Source organism: Nocardiopsis alba, assembly GCF_000710955.1.
Lineage (GTDB): Bacteria > Actinomycetota > Actinomycetes > Streptosporangiales > Streptosporangiaceae > Nocardiopsis > Nocardiopsis alba.
This window is the reverse complement of record NZ_BAZE01000003.1, coordinates 438386-453969: the sequence shown is the minus strand read 5'-3', so window position 1 is coordinate 453969 and position 15584 is coordinate 438386. Positions and strand designations below refer to the sequence as shown.

The 15584-nt window shown below is 69.5% G+C and carries 16 protein-coding genes; 12 read left to right on the top strand and 4 right to left on the bottom strand.

The window, feature by feature from the left end:
* Window positions 1-30: 30 nt before the first annotated feature.
* Window positions 31-1848: an MFS transporter gene (locus tag TR33_RS07815; RefSeq protein ID WP_042282396.1), complete on the bottom strand. Its 1818-nt coding sequence runs from the start codon at window positions 1846-1848 to the stop codon at window positions 31-33.
* 95 nt (window positions 1849-1943) lie between these two features.
* On the opposite strand from TR33_RS07815, the gene TR33_RS07810 reads away from it, so the two are divergent.
* Together TR33_RS07810 and TR33_RS07805 are read left to right on the top strand one after the other, a co-directional pair.
* Window positions 1944-2318: an ArsR/SmtB family transcription factor gene (locus TR33_RS07810; protein ID WP_042282394.1), complete on the top strand. Its 375-nt coding sequence runs from the start codon at window positions 1944-1946 to the stop codon at window positions 2316-2318.
* A gap of 234 nt (window positions 2319-2552) precedes the next feature.
* Window positions 2553-2801 (top strand): hypothetical protein, encoded by a 249-nt coding sequence (locus TR33_RS07805; protein WP_234305775.1) that lies wholly within the window; start codon window positions 2553-2555, stop codon window positions 2799-2801.
* A gap of 51 nt (window positions 2802-2852) precedes the next feature.
* Here the strand turns inward: TR33_RS07805 and TR33_RS07800 are convergent, their stop codons facing one another.
* Window positions 2853-3098: a hypothetical protein gene (locus tag TR33_RS07800; protein WP_202421509.1), complete on the bottom strand. Its 246-nt coding sequence runs from the start codon at window positions 3096-3098 to the stop codon at window positions 2853-2855.
* Window positions 3099-3617: 519 nt separating this feature from the next.
* Here TR33_RS07800 and ctaD point away from each other — a divergent pair.
* Together ctaD and TR33_RS07790 are read left to right on the top strand one after the other, a co-directional pair.
* On the top strand, window positions 3618-5294 hold the full coding sequence (gene ctaD, locus TR33_RS07795; RefSeq protein WP_042282639.1) for an aa3-type cytochrome oxidase subunit I: 1677 nt from the start codon (window positions 3618-3620) through the stop codon (window positions 5292-5294).
* Between the two features lie 40 nt (window positions 5295-5334).
* The gene (locus TR33_RS07790) at window positions 5335-5697 is read left to right on the top strand and encodes a hypothetical protein (protein WP_042282391.1); all 363 of its coding nucleotides are present in this window, start codon (window positions 5335-5337) and stop codon (window positions 5695-5697) included.
* Between the two features lie 420 nt (window positions 5698-6117).
* On the opposite strand, the gene TR33_RS07785 is transcribed toward TR33_RS07790, so the two are convergent.
* Window positions 6118-6750, bottom strand: coding sequence for a DUF4333 domain-containing protein (locus tag TR33_RS07785; RefSeq protein ID WP_014912201.1), 633 nt, complete (start codon window positions 6748-6750; stop codon window positions 6118-6120).
* Window positions 6751-6977: 227 nt separating this feature from the next.
* The gene (locus TR33_RS07780) at window positions 6978-7904 is read right to left on the bottom strand and encodes an alpha/beta fold hydrolase (RefSeq protein ID WP_042282389.1); all 927 of its coding nucleotides are present in this window, start codon (window positions 7902-7904) and stop codon (window positions 6978-6980) included.
* A 330-nt stretch (window positions 7905-8234) separates the two neighbouring features.
* On the opposite strand from TR33_RS07780, the gene TR33_RS07775 reads away from it, so the two are divergent.
* From TR33_RS07775 to TR33_RS07740, 8 genes are all read left to right on the top strand, one after another.
* On the top strand, window positions 8235-9398 hold the full coding sequence (locus tag TR33_RS07775) for a sensor histidine kinase (RefSeq protein ID WP_042282386.1): 1164 nt from the start codon (window positions 8235-8237) through the stop codon (window positions 9396-9398).
* The gene (locus TR33_RS07770) at window positions 9395-10057 is read left to right on the top strand and encodes a response regulator (RefSeq protein ID WP_014911812.1); all 663 of its coding nucleotides are present in this window, start codon (window positions 9395-9397) and stop codon (window positions 10055-10057) included. The genes TR33_RS07775 and TR33_RS07770 overlap by 4 nt, the downstream gene beginning before the upstream one ends.
* A gap of 91 nt (window positions 10058-10148) precedes the next feature.
* Window positions 10149-10610: an NUDIX hydrolase gene (locus TR33_RS07765; protein ID WP_051067464.1), complete on the top strand. Its 462-nt coding sequence runs from the start codon at window positions 10149-10151 to the stop codon at window positions 10608-10610.
* A gap of 223 nt (window positions 10611-10833) precedes the next feature.
* Window positions 10834-11085, top strand: coding sequence for a metal-sensitive transcriptional regulator (locus TR33_RS07760; protein ID WP_014912014.1), 252 nt, complete (start codon window positions 10834-10836; stop codon window positions 11083-11085).
* A gap of 240 nt (window positions 11086-11325) precedes the next feature.
* Window positions 11326-11898, top strand: a complete 573-nt coding sequence (locus tag TR33_RS07755; RefSeq protein ID WP_017534508.1) for a rhodanese-like domain-containing protein — start codon at window positions 11326-11328, stop codon at window positions 11896-11898.
* Between the two features lie 113 nt (window positions 11899-12011).
* Window positions 12012-13391 carry an MBL fold metallo-hydrolase gene (locus TR33_RS07750; protein WP_017534509.1) on the top strand — a complete coding sequence of 460 codons (1380 nt, stop codon included), beginning with the start codon at window positions 12012-12014 and terminating at the stop codon, window positions 13389-13391.
* 131 nt (window positions 13392-13522) lie between these two features.
* Entirely contained in the window at window positions 13523-14401 is an 879-nt protein-coding gene (locus TR33_RS07745; protein ID WP_042282383.1) for a sulfite exporter TauE/SafE family protein, read from the top strand.
* A gap of 88 nt (window positions 14402-14489) precedes the next feature.
* Window positions 14490-15464 carry an arsenic resistance protein gene (locus TR33_RS07740; protein WP_042282381.1) on the top strand — a complete coding sequence of 325 codons (975 nt, stop codon included), beginning with the start codon at window positions 14490-14492 and terminating at the stop codon, window positions 15462-15464.
* Window positions 15465-15584: the final 120 nt, after the last annotated feature.

The window sequence follows — 15584 nt, the reverse complement described above, 5'->3', positions numbered from 1 at the left end:
GGCGGGCCGCCCTCCCGAACACCGCGGGGGTCACACCTTCCGGAGCGCCCCGTCCTCTCGACCGGCGGACCAGCGGGCGTAGTCGCGCGCCGCGTCCGCCAACCGCTCATCGGTGAGATCCCCGACCCCGTGGAGGAAGTGCCCCGGACGGTAGCGCATGCCCACCCGGGCCGCGATGGTCTCGAACGGCGAGGTCAACTCGCTCATCACCCGGTGGTAGCGGCCGTCGACGGTGTAGTCGTTCGCGCGCGACCACGTGGACACCGCGATGCTCAACTCCTTGCCCTCCAGCGCGTGACCGCCGGGGCCGTACGCCCATCCGCGCTCCAGGGCGACCTCCAGCCACTCGGCGAGGATCGGAGGCGCGCCGTACCAGCGGAAGGGGAACTGGAGGACGATCCGCTCGTGGGCGGCGAGCGCCCGCTGCTCGGCCCGAACGTCGAAACCGTCGACCCCGCGTTCCTCGGCGAGAACACGGACGGTGGTGCCGCCCTCCTCCGTCAACGCGCGGACCCACGCCGAGTTCACACGGGAGGATCCCAGGTCGGGGTGGGCGACGATCACCAGCGTCGATCCCGGCTCCGGTGGCTCCACGCCGTTCTTCTCCATCTCGTGCTCCTTCTGTCGTCTCTTCTCGGATCGGTTCGGGTGACGTGCGGTGCTCAGCCGCACGATCGGTAGGGCGAGGGCGGCGAAGACGCCCAGGACGACGGCGAACACGACCACCGCGGCGCCCAGGCCGGTGGCGTCCGCGAGGTGGCCGGTCGCCACGGGCAGCGCCCCCGCGGGCACGTATCCGGCGATGTTGAGGGCCGCGTTGGACTCCGCCCGCCGCTCGTGGGGGACGCGGGTGGCGATCAAGGTCAGACCGGCCAGTTGGCCGAGTCCTTGGGCGGCGCCCGCGAGGAGCGCGGAGGTCAGGAAGAGGGGCCACACCGGGGTGACGGTCACCGCGCCGGCCAGCAGGGCCATCGAGGCGATCGCCGCCACCGAACTCACGGCCAGGTGGGTGCGTGTCGACAGGCGTCCGACCGCGAACTGGACGCCCGTCGCCACGAGGAACATGACGCAGGCGATCAGCCCGGCCACCAGCGGATCTCCCACCCCGAGCGGGCCGGCGAGCACCGAGGGGCCCAGGGAGAGCACGAACGAGGTCGCGGTGATCCCGGGGGCGAAGGTCGCCGCGCCCCACACCAGCTCGCGCCGTCGGTTCCGCGGCGGGCTCGGCCACCGCCACGGTCCTCCCTCGCCCGAGGGGAGAGAGCGATCGGGGTGGGGGAGGGGCAGGAGTAGACCGACCCCTAGAGCGATGACGGCGAGGGCGGTGACCAGGGTGAACACCCAGATCTGTGGGGAGTCGGAGTTCCGTGCCGTGATCCCGGCCAGGAGCGGGCCGAGGCCGGCGCCGAGCACCATCGACGCCGAGGCGATCAGCCCGCCGATCCGACGTCGACCCTCGGGCGCCAGATCGACCACGGCGGCCATCCCGGCGGTGACGGCGCCGCCGACCGAGATCCCGGCGAGCAGACGCGCGGCCAGGAGCCAGGCCACCCCTTGGGCGAGGAGGAACAGGAGTCCGGAGAGCACGGCGGCGATCAGCGCCGGGATCAGCACCACCCGCCGTCCGTACCGGTCGGCGAGTCGACCCGCGACGAGCAGGGATCCGACCAGTCCGACCATGTAGCAGGCGAAGACCATCGTCAGCGTGCCGGAGGAGAACCCCCACTCGCGTTGCCAGGACACGTACAGCGGGGTGGGCGCGTTCGACAGTACGAACACGGTCGTCACCGTCATCGCCGCCGCCATCGACCAGGTGATCCCCCGCCCTTCGGTCTCGGTCCTCCGCATGAACTCCCCCAGTTCGATATTTCTCGTACTAGTACGAATAAACTCGAACTATAGAGCAAGTACGAACCAACTCGTACTGGAGGTACCGTGGGGGCATGCCGAACCTCGCAGCGACGTACCGTCTCGACCGAGAGTCCGACGACCTGCCGGAGCGGTTGCCCGAACCCGCGGTCGAGGACATTCGGCTGGAACGGGTTATGGGCGTGCTCGCCGACCCCCTGAGGTTGACGATCGTGCAGCGGCTCCTGCGGGAATCCGAGGACTTCGACCAGACGTGCGGCTGGTTCGGCTTCGATCGCCCGAAGTCCACCCTCACCCACCACTTCAAGGCCCTTCGAGAGGCCGGGGTGATCACCCAGCGCCAATACGGCCTCGAGCGGCGCAGCCGTGTCCGCCTCGACGACCTCGGGCACCGCTTCCCCGGGCTGATCGACCTCGTCCTCGCCTGGAGTCCCGCGAGCGAGGGCTAGTCCTCTTCGTCTCTCCTGCGGCTTCGGCCTGGGCCTCTCTCCTCTTTTCGAGAGGATCCGATCGACGGCTCGACAAACCACTACGTTTGAAGTACTTTGATCGTAGTACTTCAAACATAGTGGTCGACCGGCCACGGGAATACCCCTTCAAGGAGACGCATGCGAAACCCCGCCCACCCCGTCGTCACCTCGATCGACGGTCAGGACCGCCCTCACGACACCCAAGGAGCGAACATGCCCCACGAACACGCCGACGCCGCGAAGCGAGGTCACCACATCGGACGGGTGTCCCCGCTCACCGGTATCGATCTCGAGGTCACCCCCATGACGGGAGCCCCGCTGGAGGCCCTTCGTGCCCGTGACCAGGGGAATGGTGCCCCTCGGGATCCGCGCCGAGGTCGGGCCCCGCGCCACCGCTTCCCCGTTCCCGGGGGGCGCCAGGCCCGCGGCCGGGCGCTGCCCCGGCGCCACCAGGCTCGGTAGGCCCCGGCATGCGCCGGGCCGAGGCCGGACGGAACGAGGAGGGCGGACGGGTCAGAGATCGCGAGGATCGTTCGACCGTCCGCCCTCATCGCGGACCGAGGCCCTGAAGACACCCATCGGCACGGCGACCAGGCCTCCCAGCAGGAACACCACCGCCGCGGCCAGCACCCACTCCCACGCCGGGCCCAGCGTCAACGCCACCCCGCCCGCGAGGAACGCGGCGATCATCAGCACGACCACGAGCCACACCCTGGGCCTTCCCCAGTGGCCCCCCGTTCGCGTGTCGCCGTCGGGCATGTCCCCTCCCCGAGGTCTCCCGCACCTTCCGACGCCCTGTCGGTCGGAGGTCGCGCGGGCTCGAACGCCCCTCCTGTCCCAGCATGCCCGTGCAAGGGCGGGAGAACACGGAGCGACGTCCGCTCTTATGGGGAACTACGGCCTTCATGGCGAGAAATAGGGTATTCGATTATCCGATTCCAAGTCGACGGGGATCGGACGTTCCTCTATCGCATAGGGGGGAAACTCCGTGTTCTGAAAAAAGGGCGCGCCGGGTTTCTCTCATTTCCCGAGGTCGGGCGGCTTCGTTTGTTAGGTTGAGGCGACGAGTGGCTGGAATGCTCATGAGTCGCCGGCGAGAACGAAATGTCCATCGAGCCGGTATCGGATATCGAGGTCGAGTCGCCGTCCGGCCGTGCAACTCGACGAGCGATCCCGGGTAGGGGCGGGAGAATGTCCGTCTTCGTCCCCGCGGTTCTCGCTCCGTTCTTCACGGCTCCCCGGTCGGACTCCTCTTCGTACGAACTGAGGAGGATCCTCATGACGGTTGAGACGGAAACCCGGACCTCCGCCCCCGAGGGGGTGGGGAAAAAGGGTTCGATCATCGTCGCATGGCTGACATCGACCGACCACAAGGTCATCGGGTACATGTACCTGATCACCTCGTTCTCGTTCTTTCTCATCGGTGGCCTTATGGCGCTGGTGATGCGCATGGAGTTGTTCTCTCCGGGGCATCAGGTCGTTTCCAACGAGCTGTTCAACCAGATGTTCACGATGCACGGCACGATCATGCTGCTGTTGTTCGCGACCCCGCTCTTCATCGGGTTCTCGAACGTGATCATGCCCTTGCAGATCGGGGCGCCCGACGTGGCCTTCCCTCGCATGAACCTGTTCAGCTACTACCTGTTCCTGTTCGGTGGACTCATCACCATTGGAGGCTTCCTCACCCCGGGCGGCGCCGCCAGCTTCGGCTGGTTCGCCTACCATCCTCTGGCCGACGCGGTCCGCTCCCCGGGTCTGGGCGGCGACCTGTGGATCATGGGCCTCATCGTCTCCGGTCTGGGCACGATCCTCGGTTCGGTCAACTTCATCACCACCGGCCTGTGCATGCGCGCCCCCGGGATGACGATGTTCCGCATGCCGATCTTCACCTGGAACACCATGCTCACGGGTGTCCTGGTACTGCTGGCCTTCCCGGTCCTGACCGCGGCCCTGATCGTCATGGGCGCCGACCGCATCGTCGGCACCCACGTCTTCGACCCGGCGCACGGCGGCGCCATCCTGTGGCAGCACCTGTTCTGGTTCTTCGGCCACCCCGAGGTGTACATCATCGCCCTGCCGTTCTTCGGCATCGTCACCGAGATCCTGCCGGTGTTCAGCCGCAAGCCGATCTTCGGTTACAAGAGCCTCGTGGCCGCCACCATCGCGATCACCGGACTGTCGATCACGGTGTGGGCGCACCACATGTTCGCGACCGGTGCCGTGCTGCTGCCGTTCTTCTCCTTCATGTCCTTCCTCATCGCGGTCCCGACCGGTGTGAAGTTCTTCAACTGGGTCGGCACGATGTGGCGCGGCCAGCTCACCTTCGAGACGCCGATGCTCTTCAGTCTCGGGTTCCTCGCGACCTTCCTCTTCGGCGGTCTGACCGGGGTCATCCTCGCCTCGCCCCCGCTGGACTTCCACGTCACCGACACCTACTTCGTGGTGGCGCACTTCCACTACGTCGTGTTCGGCACCGTGGTGTTCGCGATGTTCGCAGGCTTCTACTTCTGGTGGCCCAAGTTCACCGGAAGGATGCTCAACGAGAAGCTCGGGAAGTTCCACTTCTGGCTGCTCTTCCTGGGCTTCCACGGCACCTTCCTGGTGCAGCACTGGCTCGGGGTCGCCGGTTTCCCGCGTCGCTACGCCGACTACCTGCCCACCGACGGCTTCACCGAGCTCAACCGGATCTCATCGATCTCGTCCTTCGTGCTCGCCGCCTCGACGCTCATCTTCATCTGGAACATCGTCCTGACCGTGCGCAACGCCCCCAAGGTGGAGGTCGACGACCCGTGGGGCTACGGCTGCTCGCTGGAATGGGCCACCTCATGCCCGCCGCCGCGACACAACTTCACGACGCTGCCCAGGATCCGGTCCGAGCGTCCCGCCTTCGACCTGCACCATCCGTACGTGGGCTCGCCCGCCCGGACCGATCCGGAACGCGGCCGCTTGGACTGAGGCACGAACATCCCATGGTGAACGGAGAGGAGAACCTGTTGTGAACGTCGAGGCCCGAGGGGGCGGAGGGGCTTCCCAGAGAGGCCACGCCGTCGTGGTCTTCGCCCTGCTCCTGTCGATGGCGGGTCTGACGATGCTCTGGACCTGGACCGGGAACGTGCTGTTCGTCGTCGCCGGCGCGGTCCAACTCCTGGTCGTCGTGCTGCTCTGCGCGAAGGACCGGTTCCAGGGCACGTTCGAGGTGATCGGCGGCCCCTGGGACGGGGCCCGCATCCCCCTCGACCGAGTGAACCCGAGCACGGACGTCCTCGTCATCCGCTCCCCCGACGGGGCAGGCGCCCGTTACGCGGTGACGGGTCTGCGCAACCTCGTCTACCGAGGCCAGACCGGAACCCCCGAATAGGTCGTGCTTTTGTGGATCATTCCGCCCACCCGTCACCCGCCACCACCCTCAACGGACGCCTACGGCGCAGCCCGAACTCCACGTCACCCGCCACCACCCTTCACCGGTCGCGCTGACGCGCGTGGTGTTTCACGCGGTGCCGGGCTTCCTCTCGCGGCGCCGCCCGTTCAAAGCAAGCACGGACGAGGACAGCCGAACCCGGGCGGGCCCCCGCTGTGCGATCCTGCGGAGCCCGCGTAGCGGGGCACAGTAGGGGCGGCTTCGCTCGTCGTCCGGCGAGAGATCGCCCGGCGGCCGCTCGCTGAGGACCGGCTCCGCCGGTGCCTGCGAAAGCATCCACAAAAACACTCCCTAACATCCTCGGGTGCCGTGGGCGACGTCGCCCACGGCACCCGACGTGTACGGGGGTCTCGCCGGGGGTTACAGCGGGGCGTCGTCGACCTTGACGTCCCACTCGACATCGGTCCCGTTCACCGCGGTCGTCGTGACGGTGACGCCGTAGTTCATACCGCCGTCCACGAGGTTGCAGCGGATCTCCGCGCCCACCTCGGCCGGAAGCCCCTCGGAACAGGTGAGCTCCTCGGGCTCCTGCCCGACCACGGCCGCCAACTGTTCGGCCGACACGCGCGCCACCTCGCTCGCGGGGACCCGGCCATCGCTCCCGGCGGCCGCCGTGTCGTCCGAGGCGGCCGGCTCCTCGGCCGCCGTCTCCTCCTCGGCCGGGAGGTCGTCGACCACGACGTCCCACCGCACGTCGTTCCCGTCGACCTCGGTCGTCGTAACGGTCACGCCGAGGCTCTCCCCACCGTGGGTGAGCTCGCAGCGGATCTCCGCGCCCACCTCCGCCGGCAGGTCCTCGCTACAGGTGAGGTCGTCCGGGGCCTGACCGATCTGCTCTTCCAGCATCTCGCTGGACCGTTCGGCGACCTCCGCGGCGTCCACCGCGGAGGGGCCGCCCAGGCTGAACTCGAACGAGCAACCGGTGGTCAGGAGCAGAGGCAGAGCTCCGAGGATCGCTCCGGTGATGATTCCCTGACGGTGGACCTGCCGCATCGTGAACTCCCGATGTTCGTCGCTATACCGAGGTCATGGACTCCGACCGGGGCGTTCTGGTTCCACCTCGCGTCGAAACGATATGTATTCCGTCCTTTTCGTCGCTCAGGGTGCGCGAGGCGCTCGTAGGAGTCACGGTTCCGATCCCGGACATGACGAACGGCGCCGCCCGTGTTCGCGGGCGACGCCGTTCACAGACCCGCCGGTCCCTTAGCCGGCGGTCCGGTCTAGCCGGCGGCCTGGTCGGTGACGGTGCGGATGGCGTCGAGGGCGACCTCGGGCTGGTCGACGTGGATGTAGTGGCCGCTCTCCTCGGCGACGGAGAGCCGGCCGGCGGTGGAGACCTCCAGCCATTTCTCCTGGCCCTCGGTCCACACGCGCTCCAGGTCGTCGCCGTACTCGGCGATCTCGCCCAGGTACCGGACACCGTGCCGGACGATCTCCACCGGGATGTCCCCGGCCGAACGCACCTCCGGGTCGCTCTCGATGGTGATGTTCTCCGGGTTCTCGCCCTGGAAGATCGCGAGGTTCTGCGCCCGTACCTCGGCGCCCTCACCGGTGGCGGACTCGGGGATGACCCCGGTGATGTCGTCGATCATCGTCGGGGAGGTGGCGTCCAACAGCACCAGCCCCTTCACCCGGTCCTGGTCGTCGGGGGTGTAGCGGGCGGCGATCAGCCCGCCCAGCGAGTGACCCGCGAGCACGACCTCCTGGTCGCCGGCGATGTCGTCGAGGACCGCGCGCAGCGTCGCCTTGCCGTCGTCGATGGTTTGCGGACCGGTCGGCTGATCGCTCTCACCCTCGCCGAAGCGGTCGTAGGAGCAGACCCGGTCCTGCTCGCTCAGGGTCTCCTGGATGTCGGCGAGGGTGTCCAGCCCGTCGCCCATGCCGGCCATCAGGACGATCACCGGCCGGTCCTGGACCGGGGCGCCGGAGCAGGAGACGTTCACGGAACCGCCCTCGACCTCCAGCATCTTGGTACCGGTGAACAGCTGTCCCTCGGTCATGACCTCCTCGGCGGCGGACTCCAGGTCGGTCCGGACCTCGCCGAGCCCGTCCCGGACCTCGGACGCGATCGAGCATCCGGTGAGGCTCGTGACGGTCACGGCGGAGAGCAGGGCGGTCAGAGCGGTGGTCCGAGTGGTGCGGGACATGAGGGCCTCCGGTAAGGGAATCGGGGGTGGCGAGCGGGGGTGCGCTCCGGGCGGTGCGGTGGGGTGTTCCGCTCCGTGACCGGTGCGCCGCGACCGAGAAGAACGTTACGGATTCGGCGATCCGGGGTCATCACCACAGAGTGGACACCCGCGTGTGGCTCTCATGGGGGACAAGCCCGGACCGACCCCTCCGGCGACGGTCCCACCTGCGTCGACGTCCCCCTCCGATCGAAGGGCCTCCCTCCGGGCGCGGAATCCGGTGCCTCGGCGGCCGGAGATCCTCGCTCACAGGCGCTCCGGTGGCGCGGACAGCGCCACTACACTGCCCCGGTGACCAAACTCCGGCGGCTCCAAAGACTCTGGCGGCGACTCGACGTCACCGTGCGCGACCTCCCCCTGGGTCTGCTGCTCCTCGCCTTCTCCCTCATCCCCTCGCTCCACGGCCACGGCACCCAGTTCGGGGGAGTGGCCGAGCGCCCCTTCGATTCCCTGGGCCTCCTCGCCGCCGCCCTCCAGTGCCTGCCCTTGGCGGTGCGTAGGAAATGGCCGGCGGTGTGCCTGGCGCTGGTGTCGATCGGTTTCGCCCTCGACCAGCTGTCCGGCTACCACCTGTTCGCGGGCACCGCGCTGCCCATCGCGCTGGTGAGTGCCGGAGCCCACCTCCACGTGTACCGACGTACCGCCGTGGTGGCGGCCTCGGTCTTCTACGTCCTGCTGTCGATCGCGTTGCACCGGGTCGGCGAGGGCGAGACCCTGCCCGAGTACGTCGTGTTCTTCCTGGCGTTGACGCTCGCCTGGGGGATCGGCTCGTGGCTGCGCTCCACCCGCATCGCCGAGGCCGAACGTCGACGCCTGCTCGCCGAGGCCACCCGTACCGCCGAACGCACCCGTATCGCCCGCGAACTCCACGACGTGGTGACCCACCACGTGACCGCGATGGTGGTCCAGGCCGAATCGGCGCGCTATCTGACCGCGGCCCCCGACAGACTCGACGAGACCCTCGCCTCCGTCACCGACACCGGACGGCGGGCCATCTCCGATCTGCGCCACCTCCTCGACGTGCTCAACCCCGACCACACCACCCCCGCTCCCGAGGACGACGAGGGTCTGCTCGCCGTGGTGGAACAGGCCCGCAAGGCCGGCCAGCCGGTGGAGTTCACCGAGGAGGGCACCCCGGCCGCCTCGCGCGGCAGCGCCGACCTCGTCGCCCACCGTGTCGTGCAGGAATCCCTGACCAACGCCCTCAAACACGCGCACGGAAGCCGCACGACGGTCCGTGTCCATCACCGCCCGGAGGAGATCACCGTGAACGTCGGCACCGATGGAGTGGGCCGTTCCGGCGTCGTGCCCGCAGGGAGCGGGCGGGGCCTGATCGGTCTACGCGAACGCGTCGAGGTCCTGGGCGGCGACCTCACCGCGGGCCCGCGCGAGGACGGCGGCTTCACCGTGAGCGCCCGTATCCCGGCCGGGGTCTCGGCGGGTGAGGGAGAGTGAGCGCTCCGATCCGCGTCCTGGTCTGCGACGACCAGGTACTGATCCGCACCGGCCTGGTCACCATCATCGGCGCCCAACCCGACATGGAGGTCGTGGGCGAGTGCGGCGACGGCGAGAGCGCGGTCGAGCTCGCCGAACGTCTGCGCCCCGACGTCGTCGTGATGGACGTGCGTATGCCGGTCCTCGACGGTATCGAGGCCACCCGGCGCCTGGCCGGTTCCGAGGTCGACCATCCGATCAAGGTCCTCGTGGTGACCACGTTCAACCTCGACGAGTACGTCTATGAGGCGTTGCGCGCGGGTGCCGGCGGGTTCCTGCTCAAGGACGCGCCCCCGGATCGGCTTCTGCACGGCATCCGTACGGTGTTCACGGGGTCGGCCCTGCTGGACCCCGAGGTCACTCGGCAGTTGGTCGGCAAGTACGCCGCCCGGATCCGGCCCACCCGGGACACCATCCCCGACGACCTTCCGCTGACCCCCCGTGAACTGGAGGTCCTGCGCCTGATCTCCGACGGGCAGTCCAACGGGGAGATCGCCCGGAGCCTGTTCATCAGCCAGGAGACCGTGAAGACGTTCGTCTCGCGCATCCTGACCAAACTGGGGCTGCGCGACCGGGTACAGGCCGTGGTCTACGCCTACCGGCACGGATTGGCGACCTGATCGGGGGCGGTCGCGTCTCGGGCCGTCCCCGAAGGGGAGGGGCGTGGGTCCCATCGACCGTTCCGTCGTCGGGGGCGTTCATGATGGCCCCATGAACGAAAGCGGAGGCGAGGCCCGCCTCTCCGGGGAGGCGGCGCTGAGCGTGCAGGTGTTCCCGGTCCGCGAGGGGCGGATCCTGCTGACCCGGCGCGGCCCCGACCTGCCGTACGCCCCGGGGCTGTGGCACGCCGGGGTGGCGGGGAAGGTGGATCCGGGGGAGGACGTCGTGACCGCCGCCCTGCGCGAGAGCGCGGAGGAGCTCGGCATCGGGGTGAGCGCCGACGACCTGCGGTTCGTCCACGTCGTCCACGACGGGCGAGGGCCGCGGGGGTGGGTCCACTTCTTCTTCCTGTGCCATGAATGGACCGGTGTCCCCCGTAACCGGGAGCCGCACAAGCACGATGAGATCCGCTGGTGGTCGCCGGACGAGCCCCCGGTGGACATGGTCGACTACTGCGCGGCGGCACTGCGTCGCATCCTGGCGGGGGAGGTCTTCTCACGCCGTTCCGGTTGAGCCGGACCCGCGGGCCGGTACGATCGCCCTCGATATGAGGGTGGTCACGAACCCCGGGCCTCCCATCCTCCTCGGAACCGCGCGGAACCCCGTTCCCTACGGGTCTCGTGTGATGGGGGAGGGGTGCGCGACGTCGTCGGTGTGCGGTCGATCACTGGCGAAGATATACACCCGGGGGTATGTTGTGTTCCGTGAGCGAGGAGGGACCCAGATGAAGCCTGAGATGGTGGGCGACGCCCTGACCCGATTGAAGCGGGCCCAAGGGCAGCTTTCCGGTGTGATCTCGATGATCGAGGAGGGCGAGGACTGCGCCGAGGTGCTCCAGCAGCTCGCCGCCGTCTCCCGGGCCCTGGACCGGGCCGGTTTCAAGATCGTCGCCGGCGGTATGCGCCACTGCAACGCCGCGCGCGAGCGGGGCGAGGAGCCGGAGCTGACCGAGGCCGAGCTGGAGAAGCTGTTCCTGTCCCTGGCCTGATCCGGTCGAGGGGCGAGCGTGAGCCGATCATCGTCGGTCACGTGTGAGACCAGGATACCCCCCGGTGTATGGGAGGATCTGCGGCGCGAGAATGTCGCCGACGACCCGATCCCGTGACACGGGCCGAGGGGGTCCACCCAAGAAAAAGCGGGTCCGGGCCTTTCTTCCTTGCGCGAGGCGCCGAACCCCGACCCACGGATACTCCCCGGTGTATCCGACCACCCTGACGAAGGAGAACCCATGTCCGATCGCACCATCGGCGTCCACGCCGTCCGCACCCTGTTCGAGTCCGACCCGAACACCCTCGTGGTGGACGTGCGCACCCCGGCCGAGTACGAGAGCTCGCACATCCCCGGGGCGATCAACCTGCCGTCCCAGCGGGTCGACCGGCACCTGGAGCGGATCGTGGCCGACGCCGGCGGCCGACTCGTCCTCGTCTGCCAGTCCGGGCAGAGGGCGCGCGGTTGCCAGGACAGCCTGGCCGCCGCCGGCCTGAGCGACACGGTGGTCCTGGACGGCGGCATGAACGCCTGGGAGTCCCAGGGCGGCGCCGTCGTCAAGGGGCGCAGCAGATGGGCCCTGGAGCGGCAGGTCCGGCTCGTGGCCGGAAGCATCGTCCTCGTCTCGGCGGTGGCCTCCCTGTGGTGGACCCCGGCCGTCGCCATCGCCGGGTTCGTCGGAGCCGGGCTGACCTTCGCGGCGGTGACCGACACCTGCGCCATGGGCATGGCCCTGACGCGCCTGCCCTACAACCAGCCGAAGAACCACGTCGACATCGAGGACTCCCTCGCCCGCATCGGCGGCCGACGCTGACCGTGGGTTAGCGGGCCCCACCGGGCTCGCGACCGACACCGCACCACGACGTTCGGATACTCCCCGGAGTATCCATCGGATCGAAGAGAACACCCCACCCGGAAGGAGACGCCATGTTGTTGGAACGCGTCTATGACGAGGACCTCGCCCAGGCCGGTTACCTCATCGGCTGCCAGGCACGAGGGGAGGCCATCGTGGTCGACGCCCGCCGCGACGTCGACGAGTACCTCGCCCTCGCGGAACGACACGGCATGCGCATCACCCACGTGACCGAGACCCACATCCACGCCGACTACCTCTCGGGCACCCGAGAGCTCGCCGAGGCCACCGGAGCCCGGATCCACGTCTCCGGCGAGGGCGGAAAGGACTGGCAGTACGGCTTCGCCGCCGAGCGCCTGTACGACGGGGACACCATCGAGATCGGCAACGTCACGGTGCGCGCGGTGCACACCCCGGGGCACACCCCCGAACACCTGTCGTTCCTCATCACCGACGGGGCGTTCAGCGACGACCCCGGCTACCTGCTCTCCGGCGACTTCGTGTTCGCCGGTGACGTGGGCCGCCCCGACCTGCTCGACGAGGCGGCCGGGGAGGTGGACACCCGCTTCGAGGGCGCGCGCCTGCTGTTCGCGGGGCTGCGCGACGTCCTCCTGGCCTTGCCCGACCACGTCCAGATCCACCCCGGGCACGGCGCCGGAAGCGCGTGTGGGAAGGCGCTCGGCGCCCTCCCCTCCACCACGGTCGGATACGAACGCCTCAACGCCTGGTGGGCCCCCTACCTGCGAGAGAACGACGAGCGGGGGTTCGTCGAGGAGTTGCTCGGCGGACAGCCGGACGCCCACGCCTACTTCGCCCGGATGAAGCGGCAGAACAAGGAGGGGCCGCGGATCCTGGGCCGGTCGACGCCGCTCCCCGAACTCTCCACCGAGGAGGTCGGCGCCTCACTGGACGCCGAGGAGATCGTCTTCGTCGACACCCGTCCGCACACCGAGGTGCACCGGGGCACCGTGGCCGGCGCGCTGCACATCCCCGGCCCGGACAAGGCGGCCACCTTCGGGGCCTGGGCCTACGACCCGGAGACCGAATCGCGTCCCCTCGTCCTGCTGGCGTCCGACCAGGAGACCGCCCACCGGTTCCGCGACCACCTGATGAGGGTCGGTATCGACGAGGTCGCCGGCTACACCACCGGTCTGACCGGGCTGCCCGAGACCGTGCCGAGCGTCATCACCGCCGAGGAGCTGGAGGGCTTCGAGTCGGCCCTCGTCCTGGACGTGCGCAACAAGGGCGAGCACGCGTCCGGCCACATCCCCGGATCGCGACAGCTCAGCGCGGGCCGAGTCCTGTGGCACCGCGACACCCTGCCCGAAGGGCCGATCGTGAGCTACTGCCAGTCCGGTCTGCGCAGCTCGGTGGCGGCCGCGGCCCTGCGCCGCGCCGGCCACGACGTGGTCGAACTCGAAGGCGGCTACCCGGCCTGGCTCCTGAACCGCTGACCGTTCGCGAACGGTGGGGCCCGCCCCCGTCGGCATGACCGCCACGAGGACGGGCCCCGCCCCGCCGCCCCGACGACCGTCGTCCTCCGGCCGTCCGCACGGTTCCACGTCACAGAGAGAGTGAGAGACGGATGTACATGATCATCGTGATCGGCCTCGCCGTGGTGGTCGGCCTGGCCCTCGGGCTGCTCGGGGGAGGCGGCTCCATCCTGATGGTCCCCCTGCTGACCTACGTCGCGGGCATGGCCCCACAGGAGGCCATCGCCGCCTCGCTGTTCGTCGTCGGGGTCACCTCGCTGACCAGCATGGTCGCCCACGCGCGCCGCGGGAACGTCCAGTGGCGCACCGGAGCGGTCTTCGGCGCCGCGGGCATGGTCGGCGCCTTCCTCGGCGGGCTGGTCGGCGGGCACCTTCCCGGAACCCTGCTGATGGTCGCCTTCGCTCTCATGATGGTGGCGACCGCGGCCGCGATGCTCCGAGGCAGAAGAGGCGCCTCCACGTCCACCGGTGACGGTGCCGAGCGGAGACTCCCGCTGCGGAGGATCGTTCTCGACGGCGTGGTCGTCGGGGTGGTCACCGGTCTGGTCGGAGCCGGAGGAGGGTTCCTCGTGGTGCCCGCCCTGGCACTCCTCGGCGGACTGTCCATGCCGGTGGCGGTCGGGACCTCCCTGCTCGTGATCTCCATGAAGTCCTTCGCCGGACTGGCCGGCTACCTCACGACGGTGACCCCGGACTGGGGGCCGATGCTGGCGATCACCGCCGCGGCCGTCGTCGGCGCGCTCCTGGGCGCACGGCTGACCTCCCGCGTGCCCGAGGCCGCCCTGAGGAAGGGGTTCGGCGTCTTCGTCCTGGTGATGGGCCTGTTCGTCCTCGTCCAGGAACTTCCGGGCGTGATCGGCCTCGCCCTGGCCGTGGTCGCGGCGGTGATGGCGGGCGCCGCCCTCATGTGCCGCCTTCTCTGGGAGGGCTGTCCTCTTCGAACGGCCCCGAGCGGCGCCGGCGGTCTCTGACCCGGGCCCGGGGACCGGGGCGACCCTTCGAGTCGACTCGAAGGTCTACCGTGGACAGGGCCGGTCCCCCTCAAGGAGAACTGAACCCATGTCGTTGGCCGAACGCCTCCAGAGCCTCTTCGTGGCCCTGGCGGCCCTCGCCGGTCTGGGGGCGGGCCTGCTCCTGCCCATCGGCCCGGCCGCCGAACACGTGGTGCTGCCCGCCCTGCTGGCCATGCTCGCCTGTGTCTTCGTGCAGATGGACGCCGCCCACGTGGGCGAGGTCCGTAACGCCAGGACCCTGGTGGTCGTCAGTCTGGTGTTGAACTTCGTCCTCACCCCGGCCCTGGCCTGGGCGCTGGGCGCCGGACTGCTGGGCGGCGAACCCGACCTGCGCATCGGACTCCTGCTGCTGTTGGTGACCCCCTGTACGGACTGGTATCTGGTCTTCACCGCCATGGCGCGCGGTCACACCGGTATCGCGGCCGCCCTGCTACCGGTCAACCTCGTCCTTCAACTCCTCCTGCTGCCGGTGTACGTGCTGCTGCTGGGCGGACGGGCCGCGATGGTCGACGTGGGCACGCTGGCCGAGTCGGTGCTCCTGGTACTCGTGGTGCCGCTGGCTCTGGCGATGCTGCTGCGCTGGGCGTCACAGCGCTGGAAGGGGGCCGACTGGCGGGAGCGCCGGATCCTCTCCCCGGCCGGAACCCTCGTGCTCCCCCTGCTGTACGCGGCCGTGTTCGCGATGTTCGCCTGGCAGGCCCGGGTCGTGCTCGACCACGCCGCGGACCTCCTGGTCCTGGTGCCGCCCCTGCTGATCTTCTTCGTCCTGCTGCCCCTGATCGCGACCGGGCTCTCCCGCCTCCTGAAACTGCCCGCGGCACAGCGGGTGACACTGACCATGACGGTCACCGCGCGCAACTCGCCGATCGCGCTAGCCATCGCGGTGGCGGCCTTCCCCGACCGGCCGCTGATCGCGGTCGCCCTGGTCGTGGGGCCGCTCCTGGAACTGCCGGTGCTGGCCCTCCTGGCCCAACTGGTGCGGGTGCGCGAGGCCCGTGGGGAGCGGGCCTTCCGAGGCTGAGCCGGGCCGAGGCCGAGTGTGGGAGGGGTGTGCGAGGGAACAAGGATCCCGGCGCCCCTCTCGTTCCACCCCCTCTGGGAGGGCGCGCGACCCCCCGGTGAACGAGGAACGGTGGAGCAC

Coding starts and splice junctions, on each gene's coding strand:
- TR33_RS07815 (WP_042282396.1), bottom strand. CDS start 1,848: ATGCGGAGGACCGAGACCGAAGGGCGGGGGATCACCTGGTCGATGGCG.
- TR33_RS07810 (WP_042282394.1), top strand. CDS start 1,944: ATGCCGAACCTCGCAGCGACGTACCGTCTCGACCGAGAGTCCGACGAC.
- TR33_RS07805 (WP_234305775.1), top strand. CDS start 2,553: ATGCCCCACGAACACGCCGACGCCGCGAAGCGAGGTCACCACATCGGA.
- TR33_RS07800 (WP_202421509.1), bottom strand. CDS start 3,098: ATGCCCGACGGCGACACGCGAACGGGGGGCCACTGGGGAAGGCCCAGG.
- ctaD (WP_042282639.1), top strand. CDS start 3,618: ATGACGGTTGAGACGGAAACCCGGACCTCCGCCCCCGAGGGGGTGGGG.
- TR33_RS07785 (WP_014912201.1), bottom strand. CDS start 6,750: ATGCGGCAGGTCCACCGTCAGGGAATCATCACCGGAGCGATCCTCGGA.
- TR33_RS07780 (WP_042282389.1), bottom strand. CDS start 7,904: ATGTCCCGCACCACTCGGACCACCGCTCTGACCGCCCTGCTCTCCGCC.
- TR33_RS07765 (WP_051067464.1), top strand. CDS start 10,149: ATGAACGAAAGCGGAGGCGAGGCCCGCCTCTCCGGGGAGGCGGCGCTG.
- TR33_RS07760 (WP_014912014.1), top strand. CDS start 10,834: ATGGTGGGCGACGCCCTGACCCGATTGAAGCGGGCCCAAGGGCAGCTT.
- TR33_RS07755 (WP_017534508.1), top strand. CDS start 11,326: ATGTCCGATCGCACCATCGGCGTCCACGCCGTCCGCACCCTGTTCGAG.
- TR33_RS07750 (WP_017534509.1), top strand. CDS start 12,012: ATGTTGTTGGAACGCGTCTATGACGAGGACCTCGCCCAGGCCGGTTAC.
- TR33_RS07745 (WP_042282383.1), top strand. CDS start 13,523: ATGTACATGATCATCGTGATCGGCCTCGCCGTGGTGGTCGGCCTGGCC.
- TR33_RS07740 (WP_042282381.1), top strand. CDS start 14,490: ATGTCGTTGGCCGAACGCCTCCAGAGCCTCTTCGTGGCCCTGGCGGCC.